A 14,912-nucleotide genomic window follows, 5' to 3' on the forward strand; every position below is an offset into this window, starting at 1 on the left:
TTTATTTCTGCATTAATTATGAACAGTTTCTTTTTCGTTTAATCCAAGTGTACGACCAGTAGAAGTGTGAAGGTCTTGGAACAATCTTGGATTTTCAGTTAGTGAAATGCCATATGAAGGAATCATTTCTTTTATTTTTTCTTCCCATTCTACCATGCGGCTTGGGAAACATTTTTCTAATACTTCGAGCATGACGTGAACAGCAGTAGAAGCACCTGGTGATGCGCCTAGTAATGCGGCGATTGAGCCGTCAGCTGCACTTACTACTTCTGTACCAAATTGAAGTGTTCCTTTACCGCCAGCATCAGTATCTTTAATTACTTGTACACGTTGTCCAGCAACTACAATATCCCAATCTTCACTTTTCGCGTTCGGAATGAATTCGCGTAATTCTTCCATACGTTTTTCATGTGATAACATAACTTGCTGAATTAAGTATTTTGTAAGTCCCATTTCTTTTACACCAGCGGCTAACATCGTTAAGACATTATTCGGTTTTACAGAACCGATTAAGTCAAGATTTGAGCCAGTTTTTAAGAATTTAGGTGAGAAGCCTGCGAATGGTCCAAACAGTAAAGCTTTTTTATTGTCTATATATCTCGTATCTAGATGAGGTACAGACATTGGCGGAGCGCCAACTTTAGCTTTACCGTACACTTTCGCATGATGCTGCTCTACAACTTTTTGGTTTTTACATACCATAAATAGTCCACTTACTGGGAAGCCACCGATATGCTTTGATTCAGGGATACCAGTCTTTTGAAGTAGAGGTAGGCTACCGCCACCGCCGCCAATAAAGACGAATTTAGCAGTATGATGCTCAATTTTACCACTATTCATATCGTGTACTTTTACTTCCCACAAACCATTTTTCGTGCGCTTAATATTTTCGACACTATGCTTGTAGTTTAGCTCGACATTTTTTGTTTTTAAGTAATCAAACAACATACGTGTTAATGCACCGAAGTTAACATCTGTTCCAGAGTCAATCTTCGTTGCCGCCATCGGTTCATTAGATGTGCGACCTTCCATAATGAGTGGAAGCCATTTTTTTAATGTTTCAGGAGCATCAGAAAATTCCATTCCTTGAAACAGTGGATTTTTTGAAAGCGCTTCAAAACGGTTTTTTAGAAACTCAACATTTTTTTCCCCTTGTACTAAACTCATATGAGGTAGTGGCATAATAAAATCTTGTGGATTACGAATTAATTTGCTCTTTACAAGATATGCCCAAAATTGTCTTGAAAGCTGGAATTGCTCATTCACTTTTACAGCCTTACTAATATCTATAGATCCGTCAGCTTTTTCGGAAGTATAGTTCAGTTCGCATAGCGCAGAATGCCCTGTACCTGCATTATTCCATTCGTTAGAGCTTTCTTCCCCGGCACTTGCGAGTTTTTCAAAAACTTTAATTTCCCATTCTGGTGCTAATTCTTTTAGTAATGAGCCTAACGTTGCACTCATAATTCCTGCACCAATTAAGATAACGTCTGTTTTTTGCTGCATGTTGCTCATGATAATCTCTCCATCCCCTATATTGGCAAAAAAGTGTAGGTGTTTTCTATGTCTAAGCCGTAAAAGAGAAACACCGCCTAGGCCCCACCTAGGTGTATACCTTTTTTGTCTCAATTATATAACCATCTCATACTCTATTATAATAATTAATAGACTAAAATATCTAGTGTTATCTGATAATTTTAAACTATTTAACGTTTTATTCGCTAAAAATCTTATTTAACAAGCTCTTTTAAGGTGGTAAATAGAAAAAAATTACAGTTTGAAATTATCTCGAAAAAGCTTACGTATCCTTAAGTGACTAAATCGAGTACCTTTTTATGGGATTATTCTTTATGTAATGGTAAGATTATTCTGAAAAATAAAAAGGAGGGACTCTAATGTGTACAAAAGAACAAATTTCAAACTTATTTCGAAACTTTTCAATAAAGGAATGTAAAGGGTCAAGTGATTTATATGAATATTTATCAATGAAAATTGCTGAAGATGAGGAAGTACTTACACTATCGTCCTATGCTCAGGTAGGTCAACCAGTCCCAAACTTACTATTAGGTGCAGTACATTATTTATTGCTAGCAGGGAAAGAACATCATTTAAAAACGTATTATAGTAGTTTAGTTGAAAATGCTGATACAAATTTAGATAAAGCTTTTAATCATTTTAAAGATTTCTGTAAAGAGTACCGAGAAGAAATCATTACTTTGTTACAAACGAAACTCGTTCAAACAAATGAAGTAAGACGGTGCGCATACTTATACCCAAGTTTCTGCTACATATTTAACAAAGTGAAGAAGCCGTTAGCGTTAATTGAAATTGGGACAAGTTCTGGGTTGCAACTGTTCTGGGACCAATATCGTTATTCGTACGGGACGGATGAAATGTACGGAAATATAGATTCAAATGTGCATGTAACTTCTGAAATAAGAGGGGAGAATGTGCCGCATTTTCTAAAAGAAAGCCCATCTGTCGTAGAAAGAATCGGACTGGACTTACATGTGAATGATTTACATAATGAGGAAGATTATTTATGGTTACGTGCTTTAATTTGGCCAGAGCATAAAGAAAGGTTTGAGATGTTTGATCAAGCTGCATCTTTAGTGAAAAATGAATCTGTCCAATTAATAGAAGGAGACGGTGTAGAGCTATTATCATCTATTATTGAACAAATAAGTGAAGAAGCTGTTATTTGTATTTTCCATACACACGTCGCAAATCAAATACAAGAACAAGTAAAACATAAGTTAGAAAAACAAATACAAGAAATTGGCGCAAAACGTGATGTATTTCACCTGTATAACAACATGTGGGATCGTGACCTTCATATTGATTATTATATTAACGGAAACGAATATCGTGAAACGGTTGGAGAAACAGAAGGGCATGGGAGATGGTTTAGCTGGAAGATTGGAAATGAGACGCTTATTTAGATTAATAGGGGCGCCCTCACTTGTAAAAGAAGGGACCATAGGCTCAAGCATTGACTAAATGGTTAAGGAATAAATGTATTAGTAACATACAAAAAATGCTTCGGAGAAATCCTAAGCATTTTTTGAATTACATTTAAACCCCATAATGGATCATGTACTTCTGTTCTGCTGTAGCTTGTACAATTTTTGAAGCTAACTCATTCAGCTCATCAGATTTTCTGAAGAACTTTGAAGATGTAACTGTTTCATAGAAAATTGCTAAAGATTCAGGAGGGATAATTGTAATCCATCAACTTGTGATCCGATAAAGAGATTTTTTAACACTTTTTCAGCGTAAATTTTATCCTCTGTATTCATTCTTGAATTCCTCCTTTTCATAAAAATATACCTTATATTTTTATTGTAATAAATAAATTTTCATGTAAAATGAACCTTTTGTGAAAAACGAGCGAATATAGTGTGAAGGATCATGAGAGGGGAACGGAGCTTTGGATGAAGTACAATTAAAAGAATGGCTATATAAACGAAAGTATGTTGTCCAAAAAAGAGTTTGAGAAAGTGTTACTTTGGATTGTTGAATAGATATTTAGTAAAAGAATTAACCAATAATTATATTATGTAAACTTTATTTATAAAACACCCATTTAAAAAATGGATGCTTTATATTTTAATATATTAGGTGTAATATATAGTTTGAAAAAGCGGAATACTTTGCGGAAAGTTAAAAATATTTTTCGGATCATATTTCGCTTTTACTTCCATTAATCGGTCAAAGTTGCAACTGAAGTATGCATCTGGCCAATTTTTAATGGATAGGTCAGGCGTATTAACGTAGACACCTTTTGTAAATGGAAGCATCGCTAAGCGGAAGTCTTCAACCCATCGAATACTTCCAGCGGCACCTTCTGGTTGCTCCCAAGTAGCGAATATTGACATGTTTGATAGTGCTTTTCGGTAAAAGTAAGCAGTTGCCTCATTTGGCACCTCAGCAACAGCACCGCCTAATCCGTGGGAAAATATGGAGGTGGTAAAAAAGGGTAAGTTAAATCGTAATTTCTATTTGATTGCCTTCTGGATCACCTATTACACTTTCATAATAGCCATCTCCAGTAAAACGTGGTCCATTTAATAAAGGATAACCAGCATCTTTTATCACCTTTGTCAGTTCATTCACTCGTTCTTCACTACCGACAGAAAAAGCCATATGAGCATAGCCAGTTATGTTTAAATTAGGCTTATTTTCAACCCCTTTTTTACGCATAAGTTCAAGCCTTGCTCCAGATTCGAACGTAATAAAATAAGATTCAAATTGTTTCATTTCATTATGGTATAACGAGTTTGCTTTACCATTAAAGTATTTTATATAAAAATCACGCATACATTCTAAGTCATTTACCCAAATTGCGATATGTTCAATTTTCATAGGTTTCACCAATCCTATCTGTATCAATTAGGCTTCCACTGTATTAAATTTGCATTTGCATTGCAACAATTTTGCTTTGCTATTAAAGCTAGTTGTTAATTTTTGATTATGTACGTACATACAATATGTAATTAAGTGAATGACCATCATAGTAATTACAGAAAAGGGTGAATACAGTATATGAATCAATTTGAGCAAATGATGTACGTTGGTGTCATCATGTCTATTGTACTATCTGTAATGATTTTAGGGTCCTTATATTATAATCCTCGACTTTCATTAACTGATTATCCGAAAGATATTCAAAAAGTAGTTTTTCCAAAATCGATTCATGAAAAAAAGCAAACCATTTATTTTAATATTTTATATAATACTATTCTTTTCGGTACTCCTTTCATTTCTACATATATACTACATAAGCATGAAAAATTAATGTATATGGATGCCTATTTACACACTTTTGGTATTTTAATGATTTTCAATTTAGTAGATTTACTTATAATTGATTGGCTAATTTTTTGCTGGATTACTCCAAGGTTTGTTGTGATTCCTAGTACGGAAGGTATGAAAGGATATAAAGATTATAAGTTTCATTTAAGAGGGGCTATAGTCGCTACTCAAATTTTAGCAATCGTAAGTTTATTTTTGGCGGGAATTGCTACAACTATTTAGTGTGAAGAAGGGCATGGAGCTTTTATAAAAGATAAGGAGATTTATAATATATAGAATTAGAAATGAGAATTTGATAGTATTGGAGTAAGGAGTTTTAATAACAGTATATTAAACAATATTAATATACTGTTGCAAATGTTTTGATATTATGTAAGATTATACAATTTTACGAAGGCATTTGGTAAAATTCAAAAAAATTTAATGGAGGCTAATATGAAAAAAGTAATTGGCGCAGCAACAGCAACTGTTTTTGGATTGGGGGCGTTTACCACAACTGCTACCGCAGAAACAATTGTAACAGCAGATGTACTTAACGTACGTGAAAAACCGACTACAGAATCAAAAGTGGTCGAAAAAGTAAAGAATGGGCAAGAGTTAAAAGTCATAAATACCGAAGATGGCTGGTCAAAAATTGAGTTGAATGGTAAAGAAGTGTTTGTAAGTTCGGAGTTTACAAAAGATGTATATCATGTAACGGCGAATTTGTTAAATGTACGCACTGAAGCAAACACGGATTCAGAAATTCTTGGCAGACTAAAAAAAGATGATGTAATTGAATCAACGCATCAAGTAAAAGACGGATGGCTGCAATTTGAGTATAAAGGAAAAACTGCTTATGCAAACGTTTCTTTCCTATCAAGTACAGCACCAACTGAAAAGAAAACTGAAGAGAAAACGAAGCAAGTAGCGAAAGTACAAAAATCAGTTAAAGAAAAGAAAGAAGTAAAGACGCAGAAAGTAGCAAAAGCGAAAGAAACAACGAAAGCACAAGAAATAGTAAAGCCTAAAGAAGAGTTAAAAGTCAAAGAAGAAGTAAAAGTTAAAAAAGAAGAGAAAGCGCAAGAAATAGTAAAGCCTAAAGAAGAGGTAAAAGTCAAAGAAGAAGTAAAAGTTAAAGAAGAACCGAAAGTGCAAGAAATAGTAAAGCCTAAAGAAGAAGCAAAAGTCAAAGAAGAAGTAAAAGCGCAAGAAATAGTAAAGCCTAAAGAAGAGGCAAAAGTCAAAGAAGAACCGAAAGCGCAAGAAATAGTAAAGCCTAAAGAAGAGGCAAAAGTCAAAGAAGAACCGAAAGCGCAAGAAATAGTAAAAGCTAAAGAAGAAGAAAAAGCAAGAGAAATAGCAAAAGCTAAAGAAGAAGAGAGAGCGAAAGAAGCATCTAAAAACAACATACAGTCTGCTAAACGTGAATTAACGGTAGTAGCGACAGCGTATACTGCTGATCCAAGTGAAAATGGTACATATGGTGGACGCGTTTTAACTGCGATGGGGCATGATTTAACGGCAAATCCGAATATGAGAATTATCGCAGTTGACCCGAAAGTAATCCCATTAGGATCTAAAGTATGGGTAGAAGGCTATGGAGAAGCTATCGCTGGTGATACTGGAAGTGCAATTAAAGGTAATCGTATTGATGTTTTAATGGGTTCAAAAAGTAAAGCTATGAATTGGGGAAGACAAACTGTTAAAGTGAAAATTTTATAGTAACAATAATTATCCAAATAGAAGTCAGTTCTCTTTATTGAGGCTGGCTTTTATTTTTTTAGTAGAAGGATAATAGGATTTTTAAATGGCTTATTACTAAACCTGTAACAAAACATAAAAATTGTATGATGTTTAGAAAATAAAACTATTAAGAATGAGGTAAGGAAGTAGAACAGAAGTTTATTGAGAAGTAGAGAAGAGTAGTATGTTGAAAACGAAGGATTAACGTATAATGAAATGTATAAATTGGATCAAATCGTTTACTAAACACTTTCACTCATAATAGTGTAATTAAGTTCAAAGGATAGGTGTATTTCATGAAAGAAGTAAGAGAATATATTGAAACAAAGAAACAAGGTGTATTGGAGCTGCAAATAAAAGAAACTGAAGAAAAGTTAGGTGCTGCTTTCCCAAATCAATATAGGGATCTTATTAAATTAGTTAATAATGCTGAAATAGGGGAATGGATACTATATCCGATTAAAGATAATAGAAATGTAACGAAAACTTGGGATGATATAGTTAGACAAAATGTTGACATGAGAGATGAGTATATGCCAGAAAACCTTATCATAATTGGTGACGATGGTTCAGGGGATAAATTGTGCTTTAAAATAAATAATGGAAAAATGGATGATGAAATATACATTTGGTATCACGCGGATGACGAAATGGAAGAAATATCTCCGAGTTTAAAAGAATTTATTATGGAAACTATTCAGGAAGACGATGTTTTTTAGTCTTAATTATTATCATTTTGTGAATCATTCTTATAAAAGGCGAGGATAGAATATGACAACAGAATTATATGGTGCACATTGCAAAGAAAGGAAAGGGTATAGAGTAATTGAAGGAAGAGGTTCATATAATCATTATTTTGGCGGTCAAGATTGTAATTTGCCAGTATGTAAGTTATGCGGTGAAAAGATGCATCAAATTCTCTGTTTTGATTTAAAAGATGGGAGACTTGCTGAACTTAAAAGTAATGAACTAAATATTTTACCATTCGTTTCATGTTTAAACTGCGCGATGGTATGGGAACCGCAATATTTTCAGTTAAGTGATGGAGGGAAAACTGTTCAAATCATACAGCAGCAAAATACAGAAGAATGGATAATGGAAGAGGAATATAAGTTACCAGTTTTATTACCAAAAACAACGGTAAAGCTTATAAATATGAAAAATGAAGATATACCTACAGATGAAGATAGTTACTGGGAAGCTTTTGACTTGTTCGGTTCTGAATATGTATGTAGATTATTAGGGGTACCGTTATATGATGATCTTCCAAAGGATTTGGCGTGTCCAACTTGTGCGAAAGAGATGAAATATGTTGCTACAATTACTCAAGATATTGAGGAACGTGGACTTATTTCAGTAGTTAATTTCCAGTTTGGGGAAATGAATATATACTATTATTTATGTATAGATTGTTCAATTATAAAAACTGAAATACAAAATACATAACAAGCCTAACATAATATGTTAGGCTTGTTTTTTGATCGCAACATCATTAAGAATTGCATCAAATATATCTTTTTGCGTAAAGTTATCTGTAAAAATAGTTTCTCTGGCAACCTTAATAGTATCGTGCGGATTATACCATTTTTGTAGGGAATCTTCACCAAATTCGTGTCGTTTGTCCCTTGTGTTATGTCGTCTAATAGTTTCCTCTAATGATAAATCAAAGTAATATGCAAATGCATTTTCATCAAAATAACGAATTAATTCTTCTAACATCTCACCATACCTATGACTGTTCAATATACCTTCTAAAATAACAAATTCACATTTTCCTTTTCCGTACTTCGTAATTTCAAATAGTAAATCATGTGATAAATTACCCATTGTGTCGTGTACTCTAAGCATATCTCTACGTACAACATCCTGTGATACTAAAAGTGTCCCTTGTCCGAAATGTTCTTGTAGTTGTTTTGCAATCGTTGTTTTACCACTTGCGGAGTTTCCTCTAAGAATGATTAAAGTGGATGTAAATATAGGATTAGACATAATGTATTCCCCCAACAGTATTAATTATATAGAAAATTTTAACAAATAAAGTGAGGAAAGTGTATAATCAATATGATGGATATTTAAGGAGGGGGGTAAGTTTCGTTATCTAGGGGCATTTTTTATTGTTCAGTTACTGTTTATTTTGTGTGAAATAACTGGGTGGGTACCAAACTTTAGGCCAGGCGGAGAGTTTTTTAATAGAATATTAAATTCTCAATTTTTCACTGAATGGTTCACACTCTATACAATCCCGCAATTTAACGTATTTACAGCATTTTTTGCGATTACATTACTACCATATGCATTAGTAGGTGCAATGAAAGATGTAACAGCAAGAAAAAATATAAAGGAATAATAGAGGTAGAATATGCTTTTTCAAAAAGAAGGTTTATTGATTAGATACGTAATGGAAGATGATGCATCTATCATTTCTAAATGGTTAATGGACCCAGCAGTCCTGCGGTATTACGAAGGACGAGATAATCCGCAATCTGTAGAAAAGGTGCTTGATCATTTTATACATAGTCCAAACAGTAATGAAAAAAGATGTTTAATAGAATTTGATAACATTCCGATTGGTTACATACAAATGTACCCAGTGGATTCAGAGTGGAAAGCGTTATATGGCTATAAAGAATCACAAAATGTATGGGGTATGGACCAATTTATCGGTGAACCAGCCTATTGGGGAAAGGGAATTGGAACAAAACTCGTTCAGGCAGCAATTACATATATTATGGGTGAAATGGGAGCAGAAGCAATTGCAATGGATCCGAAAGTAAATAATGAACGAGCAATAAAGTGTTATGAAAAAAGTGGATTTAAAAAAGTAAAGATTTTAAAGGAACATGAGTTGCATGAGGGGAAATTAGAAGATTGTTGGATGATGGAATATAAACAATAATAATGGCTTATACAAACAAAGGGGGATGTGTGAAATGAAAAAAGCATTAATCGTAATTGATGTGCAAGCGGGTATGTATACAGCTGGAATGCCAGTACATAATGGGGGAAAGTTTTTACAAACATTGCAAGAGCTTATTAGGGAATGTCGTTCAAATGATATTCCAGTTATTTATATCCAACATAACGGTCCTAAAGATCATCCGTTAGAAAAAGGTACGGATGGATGGCGAATCCATGCGGCCATCGCTCCGCAAGAAGGAGATCATATAGTTGAAAAGACGACTCCAGATTCATTCCATAATACAAACTTAAGCGAAGTGTTACAAGAGAAAGGAATTGAACACGTTATTCTTTCGGGAATGCAAACAGAGTATTGTGTAGATACGACAACGCGCAGAGCATGTAGTGAAGGATATAAAGTAACGTTAGTGAGTGATGCACATAGTACATTTAATACAGAAGTGTTACGTGCTGAAGATATTGTGAAACATCATAACGCAGTATTGGGAGCGTTTGCGGATGTTGTTGCAGTAAAAGACTTAAAAGTGGCTGCCTCTAAATAAGAGGCAGTTTTTTATTAGAAAAAATAGCGTCAAATATTGTTAGTAGGTCGGTATTTTGAAATAATCACTTATATAATTTCACGTACCATAATGAAAAAATAAAAAAAGGAGCACCACATAATTAAAAAGGGCGCTCCTGCATTAAAACGTTACTTTTTTTTATCTTTATCCAATATATTTTGTTCTTCAGCAAACTCTGTACCATATGCAAAGCGGCGATTAATACGAATGTTATCATTGTTGTGCCTTGTATGAGAGTTAGAGAAGCGATGAACGATTACTTCAGATAAAGTGAAGACGATGGCAGAAAGGATACTGCCCCATGCAATTTGCATATAGTTGTCTAATAAAATATTACCGAAAATCCATACGCTTAAATATGTTAATAAGAAATCCGACATAATGGCACCAGTATTGCCAATTCGATTTAAAATGATTTTATCAACGAACATGTAGGATACGATTGTAACAAAGAGACTGAATGAAATAATTTGAACAAACGTTGCAGGGAAAAATAAAGCAAGCCCAATGCTAAATGCGATAATGCACGATATAAACTTGATAAGCACTACTGTGAAATCATTCAAAATTTACACCTCCGATTTATACATAGTTTTTCAATAAATTCTGGAGTTCATACATTGTAACGGATTTATTTACATAAAACTTTTTCATGTTCGGAATTTAGTCTAAATATTATAAAAACAACGAAAAAATGTTATAGTAAAATGAGAGTGTATGACATTTTTAGGTAAGGGGGAATCCAGGATGTGGATTACTTCAGAAGTAGAAATTCCAGATGAGTTAATTGATCACCTTGAGCAAGGAAAGTTAGTATTATTTGTTGGAGCGGGAGTTTCTATGAAAGGGAAATCAAACTTACCGAATTTTGATGATTTAGTTGATGAAATTGCAAAAACGTTATATGTCGAAAAACGTGAAATAACAGAACCACATGATTATTATCTTGGTAAAATTGCGAAAACAAAAGATGTACATCAAGTCGCAAGAGATCTTGTTCATATAGAGAAATCAAAACCGAATCCATTGCATTATGCAATTCCAAGGCTATTTCCTTTAGATACAGATATCCGCATTGTAACAACAAATTTTGATCAACATTTTACAACAGCAATTAAAGAAATAAATAGAGATATCAATGTTTATTACGCTCCAGCTTTACCGACTGGGAGAGCTTTTAAAGGTCTTGCTTATATACATGGTAATGTAGAACAGGAGAAAGAGGCTTTAATTTTAACAGATGGTGATTTTGGAAGGGCTTACTTAACGGAAGGGTGGGCGAGAAGATTTTTAGTTGATCTATTCTCAAATTACACCGTTTTATTCATTGGATATAGTCATAATGACCCAGTAATGAAATATTTAGCAACTGGTTTACCACCAAGTACAAGACGATTTGCTTTTGTCGCACAAGGAGAAAATACGTACCATTGGGAACATTTAGGGATAAGACCAATTGTGTATCCGAATAAGGTGAATAACCATCAACCCCTCGTAAAAGCAGTAAAACGCTGGGCTGAATTAATGGGTGATAATTATATTACGAAAAGAATGCGTATTCGGGATATTGTAACGGTTCCCCCGTCAGTAGAACAGGAACAATTATCATACATAAAGCAATCGATTAAAAAAATTGAAACAGTACGTTACTTTGTGGAATTTGCTCATGATTATGAATGGGTCGAATGGTTAGAAGCAGAAGGTAAATTACAAAATTTGTTTATGCTTACGCCAAACTATAATGAAGTAGATGAATTACTTGCAGAATGGTTAGTGGAACAATTTCTTTTTAGTCATCAGAAAGAATTATTTCAATTAATTTATAAAAACTATTCTAAAATATCACCGTTATTATGGAGAACAATTTGTAACTACTTAAACGAAACGAAGAGTAAGATGGACCCGCTGTTGTTTGCAAGGTGGACACTCCTTTTATTAGAAACAGCTGAAAAAGATAGTAGCTCTATAGAAAAGATTTCTAAGTTACTGCAAAAATGTTCTTTTCCTGAGCATAAAGAAATTGCCTTATTGTTACTAACTTTTATTTTAGACGGAAAACTGAAGTTGAAACGTGTAAGAAAATGGGGGAATGATACGCAAGAATCAATAGAACTCGAGGAATCGAGTCGCTTACCAGTATCTACATTTTCTCATGTGGAGCAAATTTGGAACGAAAAGATGAGGCCATATATCGCTTATTATGCTGTTCCAATTATGATGATTGGATTAGAAAAATTGAGAATGTTGTCGTTAAGACAAACGGCACTGAAAAAAAGAAATAAGGAAAATGTAGAGAAAGAGTTTCATCAAAATGATCTTGCATTTTTAATACGAATTGTAAAAGAGTGTCTAACTTATTTATGCGAAAACAATGAGAAAAAAGCGGATTATTATATTACAGAAATGATAGAAGCAAATAGTGTACTTCAAAAGCGAATTGCAATTGATGCGATGAATAAAAATATTTTTGTTCGTGTAGATGACAAAATGAAATGGTTGTTACATGAAGGACTTCTTTTAGATTTCACTTATAAACACGAAGTTTTTCAACTTTTAAAAAGGCATTATGCATATTGTTTAGAAAAAACAAAAGAAGAAGTCACTCGAACTGTAATAAAGCATCTTACAGAAGAGAGGGTATTTGATGCATATCTCGTATTAGACTTATTATTCAAGTGTGATTCAAATAGCCCATCTACGGCAAATGGGTATGAGTTAATGAAGCAAAAGCATCCTCATTTTCATTCTGAACGATACAGTGTACAAAAGAAAGAGGATACAGCAGAAAGCATTACTTGTAATGTAACTGCTGACGGATTATTGCAGCTGAAAGATGTTGAAATTATGAAGCAAGTTCAGCAATTTTCGCAAGATGGTGTTTTTGAACAACGCCATTTTTTAGAGATGTTATCAAAAGCATGTAAATTAAACACAGAGTGGAGTATTTCATTTGCATACCAATTAGTAGGAGTGCAAGAAATAAGTAATGAAGTATGGTTTGTTTGTATTAGAGAATGGCGAAATAATCGAGGATTGACGAATGAGCAAATCCAAAAAATTATTCCGCTATTGCAGAAATTTGTTAGAAATACTGCTTTTCATTGGTTAATTAGTAGTTTTCTATATGAAATTAGTAATCGACTAGAAGAGTTAGAAGAGAATAGTATACGTGTTGTAAAACGATTTGCTTTTTCAGTGTTCCCTCAAGTTATGAAGAGTGATACAGACTTTAAGCTTGGGAAACAAGATTTTTATAATGAATCAATTCAGCATCCAGTTGGAAAAATGACGGCTGTATTATTAAAGTTGTTATCATATGATCATTTATACGATCGTAATGTATATGAATATTTATTTTTATTTGAAGAACAAGTAAGAGTTAATTCGGAACGAACAAACTTTATGTTTGCTCGTTTAATAGCAGATATTACATTTCTATATCATATTGAAAAACAATGGTGCCGAAAATATTTGTTACCATACTTAGATTTAAAAAAACAAAACGAGATTACGGAATATGCATGGGCCGGCTTATGTTACACGCAAATAAATTTACCTTTATTTACAGAAATGAAGCGATTTATTAAGTATGCGATAGAACATTTGGAAGTGTTACATCCGCATACGAGAGAAGCTTTCTTGAAGTGGCTTAGCTTTGTATTTATTAAATGTGTACTATATTGGGAGCAAAAAACAAATTGGTTATACCCGTTACTCATACTAGAAAATGAAGAAAATAAAATTAAGTTTATGCAGTTTTTATGCTATTACGTCAAAACATTAAGTGTAAAAGAACAACAAAAGTTTTGGACAGCTTGGCTCAGTGTATTTTTGCGAGAACGACCAAAAATGGGTGAGATAACTGCGAGAGAATATGTGATGCTTTTACGTATTATTTTATACATGGATGAAATATTAGAAAAAGGATTATGTATTATGTCTCGTGCATTTTCAAGTGTACATGGTAAATGTACAGGTGAGGAAATGAAGCGGTTATTGATTGAAATGCTTCATAAAAAAGAAAGTATGAAAGCGCATAAAGAAATGTTTGCAAATGTGTTTTTTATTTTACTACAAACATGTCACGAAGCCGTTTTATTTGAAAAAGAAATCATACAAATAAAAGAATTATTAGTTCAGTATGAAGTAGAGGAATATGTTTTACATTTACTAGAAAATGAAATAATTCGCATAGGAATTGTAATGGGTGATTTACAAAAAGAATTATAGGACGAAAGTGGAATTTAAAAAAATATATAAAAAGTTGTTGACAGTGTTTTGAAAAGCGTTCTATAATACGAATCATACTTATTCAATTTCAAAAACATTTGAATAAACAAAGTGCAATGAAGAGATCACAGTAGTGGTTAGTCTTACTGTAACAGAGAGCTGGTGGTTGGTGTGAACCAGTACAGGGATAATCATGAATTACAGTCTTGGAGCATCTTTTTCGTAATAAAGATAGTTTGTCTTTATGAGGAAAAAGCGGTCAATTGATCGTTAACAGTGAAGAGAGGTAGACGGAAAGTTAGTCTACAACTAGGGTGGTACCGCGATAAATATCGTCCCTACTGATTTATTCAGTAGGGACTTTTTGTATTTTAGTGGTTCAACTTGAAAATTAAATAGTCATGCATTGAAAGGAAAAGCAGTAGTTGTTGTTTCCCTGTAACAGAGAGCTGGTGGTTGGTGCAAACCAGTACATAAACAAGAGCGAATTACAGTCCTGGAGCATCTTTTTCGTAGTAAAGATAGTATTGTCTTTATGAAGGGAAAGACGGTCAGATGATCGTTAACAATGAAGAGAGGTAGACGAAAGAAGTCTACAACTAGGGTGGTACCGCGATAAATATCGTCCCTACTGATTGAATCAGTAGGGCTTTTTTGTAC

14 protein-coding genes, 1 pseudogene and 2 other annotated features are annotated in these 14,912 nt (G+C 33.4%); of the genes and pseudogenes, 9 read left to right on the top strand and 6 right to left on the bottom strand.

Going from position 1 to position 14,912, the window contains the following annotated elements:
• Positions 1-12: 12 nt before the first annotated feature.
• Entirely contained in the window at positions 13-1,515 is a 1,503-nt protein-coding gene (locus tag AB6801_RS16695; protein WP_000069138.1) for a malate:quinone oxidoreductase, read from the bottom strand.
• Positions 1,516-1,895: 380 nt separating this feature from the next.
• Between AB6801_RS16695 and AB6801_RS16700 the strand changes: the two genes are divergently transcribed.
• Positions 1,896-2,942 carry a DUF2332 domain-containing protein gene (locus tag AB6801_RS16700; RefSeq protein WP_000337436.1) on the top strand — a complete coding sequence of 349 codons (1,047 nt, stop codon included), beginning with the start codon at positions 1,896-1,898 and terminating at the stop codon, positions 2,940-2,942.
• Positions 2,943-3,075: 133 nt separating this feature from the next.
• On the opposite strand, the pseudogene AB6801_RS16705 reads toward AB6801_RS16700, so the two are convergent.
• From AB6801_RS16705 to AB6801_RS16715, 3 genes and pseudogenes are all read right to left on the bottom strand, one after another.
• Positions 3,076-3,228 (bottom strand): annotated as a pseudogene (locus tag AB6801_RS16705) (short-chain dehydrogenase); the annotation flags it as partial.
• Positions 3,229-3,617: 389 nt separating this feature from the next.
• A complete protein-coding gene (locus AB6801_RS16710; protein ID WP_002196612.1) occupies positions 3,618-3,926 on the bottom strand; it encodes a BBE domain-containing protein in 309 nt (102 codons plus the stop codon).
• Positions 3,927-3,984: 58 nt separating this feature from the next.
• Complete coding sequence (locus tag AB6801_RS16715) at positions 3,985-4,365, bottom strand: VOC family protein (protein ID WP_000687533.1); 381 nt, start codon at positions 4,363-4,365, stop codon at positions 3,985-3,987.
• Positions 4,366-4,545: 180 nt separating this feature from the next.
• On the opposite strand from AB6801_RS16715, the gene AB6801_RS16720 reads away from it, so the two are divergent.
• From AB6801_RS16720 to AB6801_RS16735, 4 genes are all read left to right on the top strand, one after another.
• The gene (locus AB6801_RS16720; protein ID WP_001071234.1) at positions 4,546-5,037 is read left to right on the top strand and encodes a hypothetical protein; all 492 of its coding nucleotides are present in this window, start codon (positions 4,546-4,548) and stop codon (positions 5,035-5,037) included.
• A 213-nt stretch (positions 5,038-5,250) separates the two neighbouring features.
• Positions 5,251-6,519, top strand: a complete 1,269-nt coding sequence (gene entB, locus AB6801_RS16725; RefSeq protein ID WP_258034737.1) for a cell wall-binding protein EntB — start codon at positions 5,251-5,253, stop codon at positions 6,517-6,519.
• A gap of 317 nt (positions 6,520-6,836) precedes the next feature.
• On the top strand, positions 6,837-7,259 hold the full coding sequence (locus AB6801_RS16730) for an SMI1/KNR4 family protein (protein ID WP_000665936.1): 423 nt from the start codon (positions 6,837-6,839) through the stop codon (positions 7,257-7,259).
• Positions 7,260-7,311: 52 nt separating this feature from the next.
• Positions 7,312-7,986 (top strand): hypothetical protein, encoded by a 675-nt coding sequence (locus AB6801_RS16735; protein WP_000206086.1) that lies wholly within the window; start codon positions 7,312-7,314, stop codon positions 7,984-7,986.
• Between the two features lie 18 nt (positions 7,987-8,004).
• On the opposite strand, the gene AB6801_RS16740 is transcribed toward AB6801_RS16735, so the two are convergent.
• Complete coding sequence (locus tag AB6801_RS16740; protein WP_000070080.1) at positions 8,005-8,529, bottom strand: kinase; 525 nt, start codon at positions 8,527-8,529, stop codon at positions 8,005-8,007.
• Positions 8,530-8,608: 79 nt separating this feature from the next.
• Here AB6801_RS16740 and AB6801_RS16745 point away from each other — a divergent pair, with 79 nt between their 5' ends.
• From AB6801_RS16745 to AB6801_RS16755, 3 genes are read left to right on the top strand one after another with little or no spacing between them, the layout of a single operon-like run.
• Complete coding sequence (locus AB6801_RS16745) at positions 8,609-8,887, top strand: YfzA family protein (protein ID WP_033667163.1); 279 nt, start codon at positions 8,609-8,611, stop codon at positions 8,885-8,887.
• Between the two features lie 12 nt (positions 8,888-8,899).
• Positions 8,900-9,436, top strand: coding sequence for a GNAT family N-acetyltransferase (locus AB6801_RS16750; protein ID WP_000898764.1), 537 nt, complete (start codon positions 8,900-8,902; stop codon positions 9,434-9,436).
• Positions 9,437-9,470: 34 nt separating this feature from the next.
• Positions 9,471-10,001 carry a cysteine hydrolase family protein gene (locus tag AB6801_RS16755; protein ID WP_000709536.1) on the top strand — a complete coding sequence of 177 codons (531 nt, stop codon included), beginning with the start codon at positions 9,471-9,473 and terminating at the stop codon, positions 9,999-10,001.
• A gap of 149 nt (positions 10,002-10,150) precedes the next feature.
• Here AB6801_RS16755 and AB6801_RS16760 read toward each other — a convergent pair whose 3' ends face one another.
• Entirely contained in the window at positions 10,151-10,588 is a 438-nt protein-coding gene (locus AB6801_RS16760; RefSeq protein ID WP_000997702.1) for a YndM family protein, read from the bottom strand.
• Between the two features lie 181 nt (positions 10,589-10,769).
• Between AB6801_RS16760 and AB6801_RS16765 the strand changes: the two genes are divergently transcribed.
• Entirely contained in the window at positions 10,770-14,252 is a 3,483-nt protein-coding gene (locus AB6801_RS16765; RefSeq protein WP_065703850.1) for a DUF4020 domain-containing protein, read from the top strand.
• Between the two features lie 107 nt (positions 14,253-14,359).
• Positions 14,360-14,595, top strand: a binding site (T-box leader).
• 54 nt (positions 14,596-14,649) lie between these two features.
• Positions 14,650-14,885 (top strand) — a binding site (T-box leader).
• Positions 14,886-14,912 lie beyond the last annotated feature (27 nt).

The sequence above is a fragment of the Bacillus sp. RCC_6_1 genome (assembly GCF_041360755.1).
Classification (GTDB): Bacteria; Bacillota; Bacilli; order Bacillales; family Bacillaceae_G; genus Bacillus_A; species Bacillus_A cereus.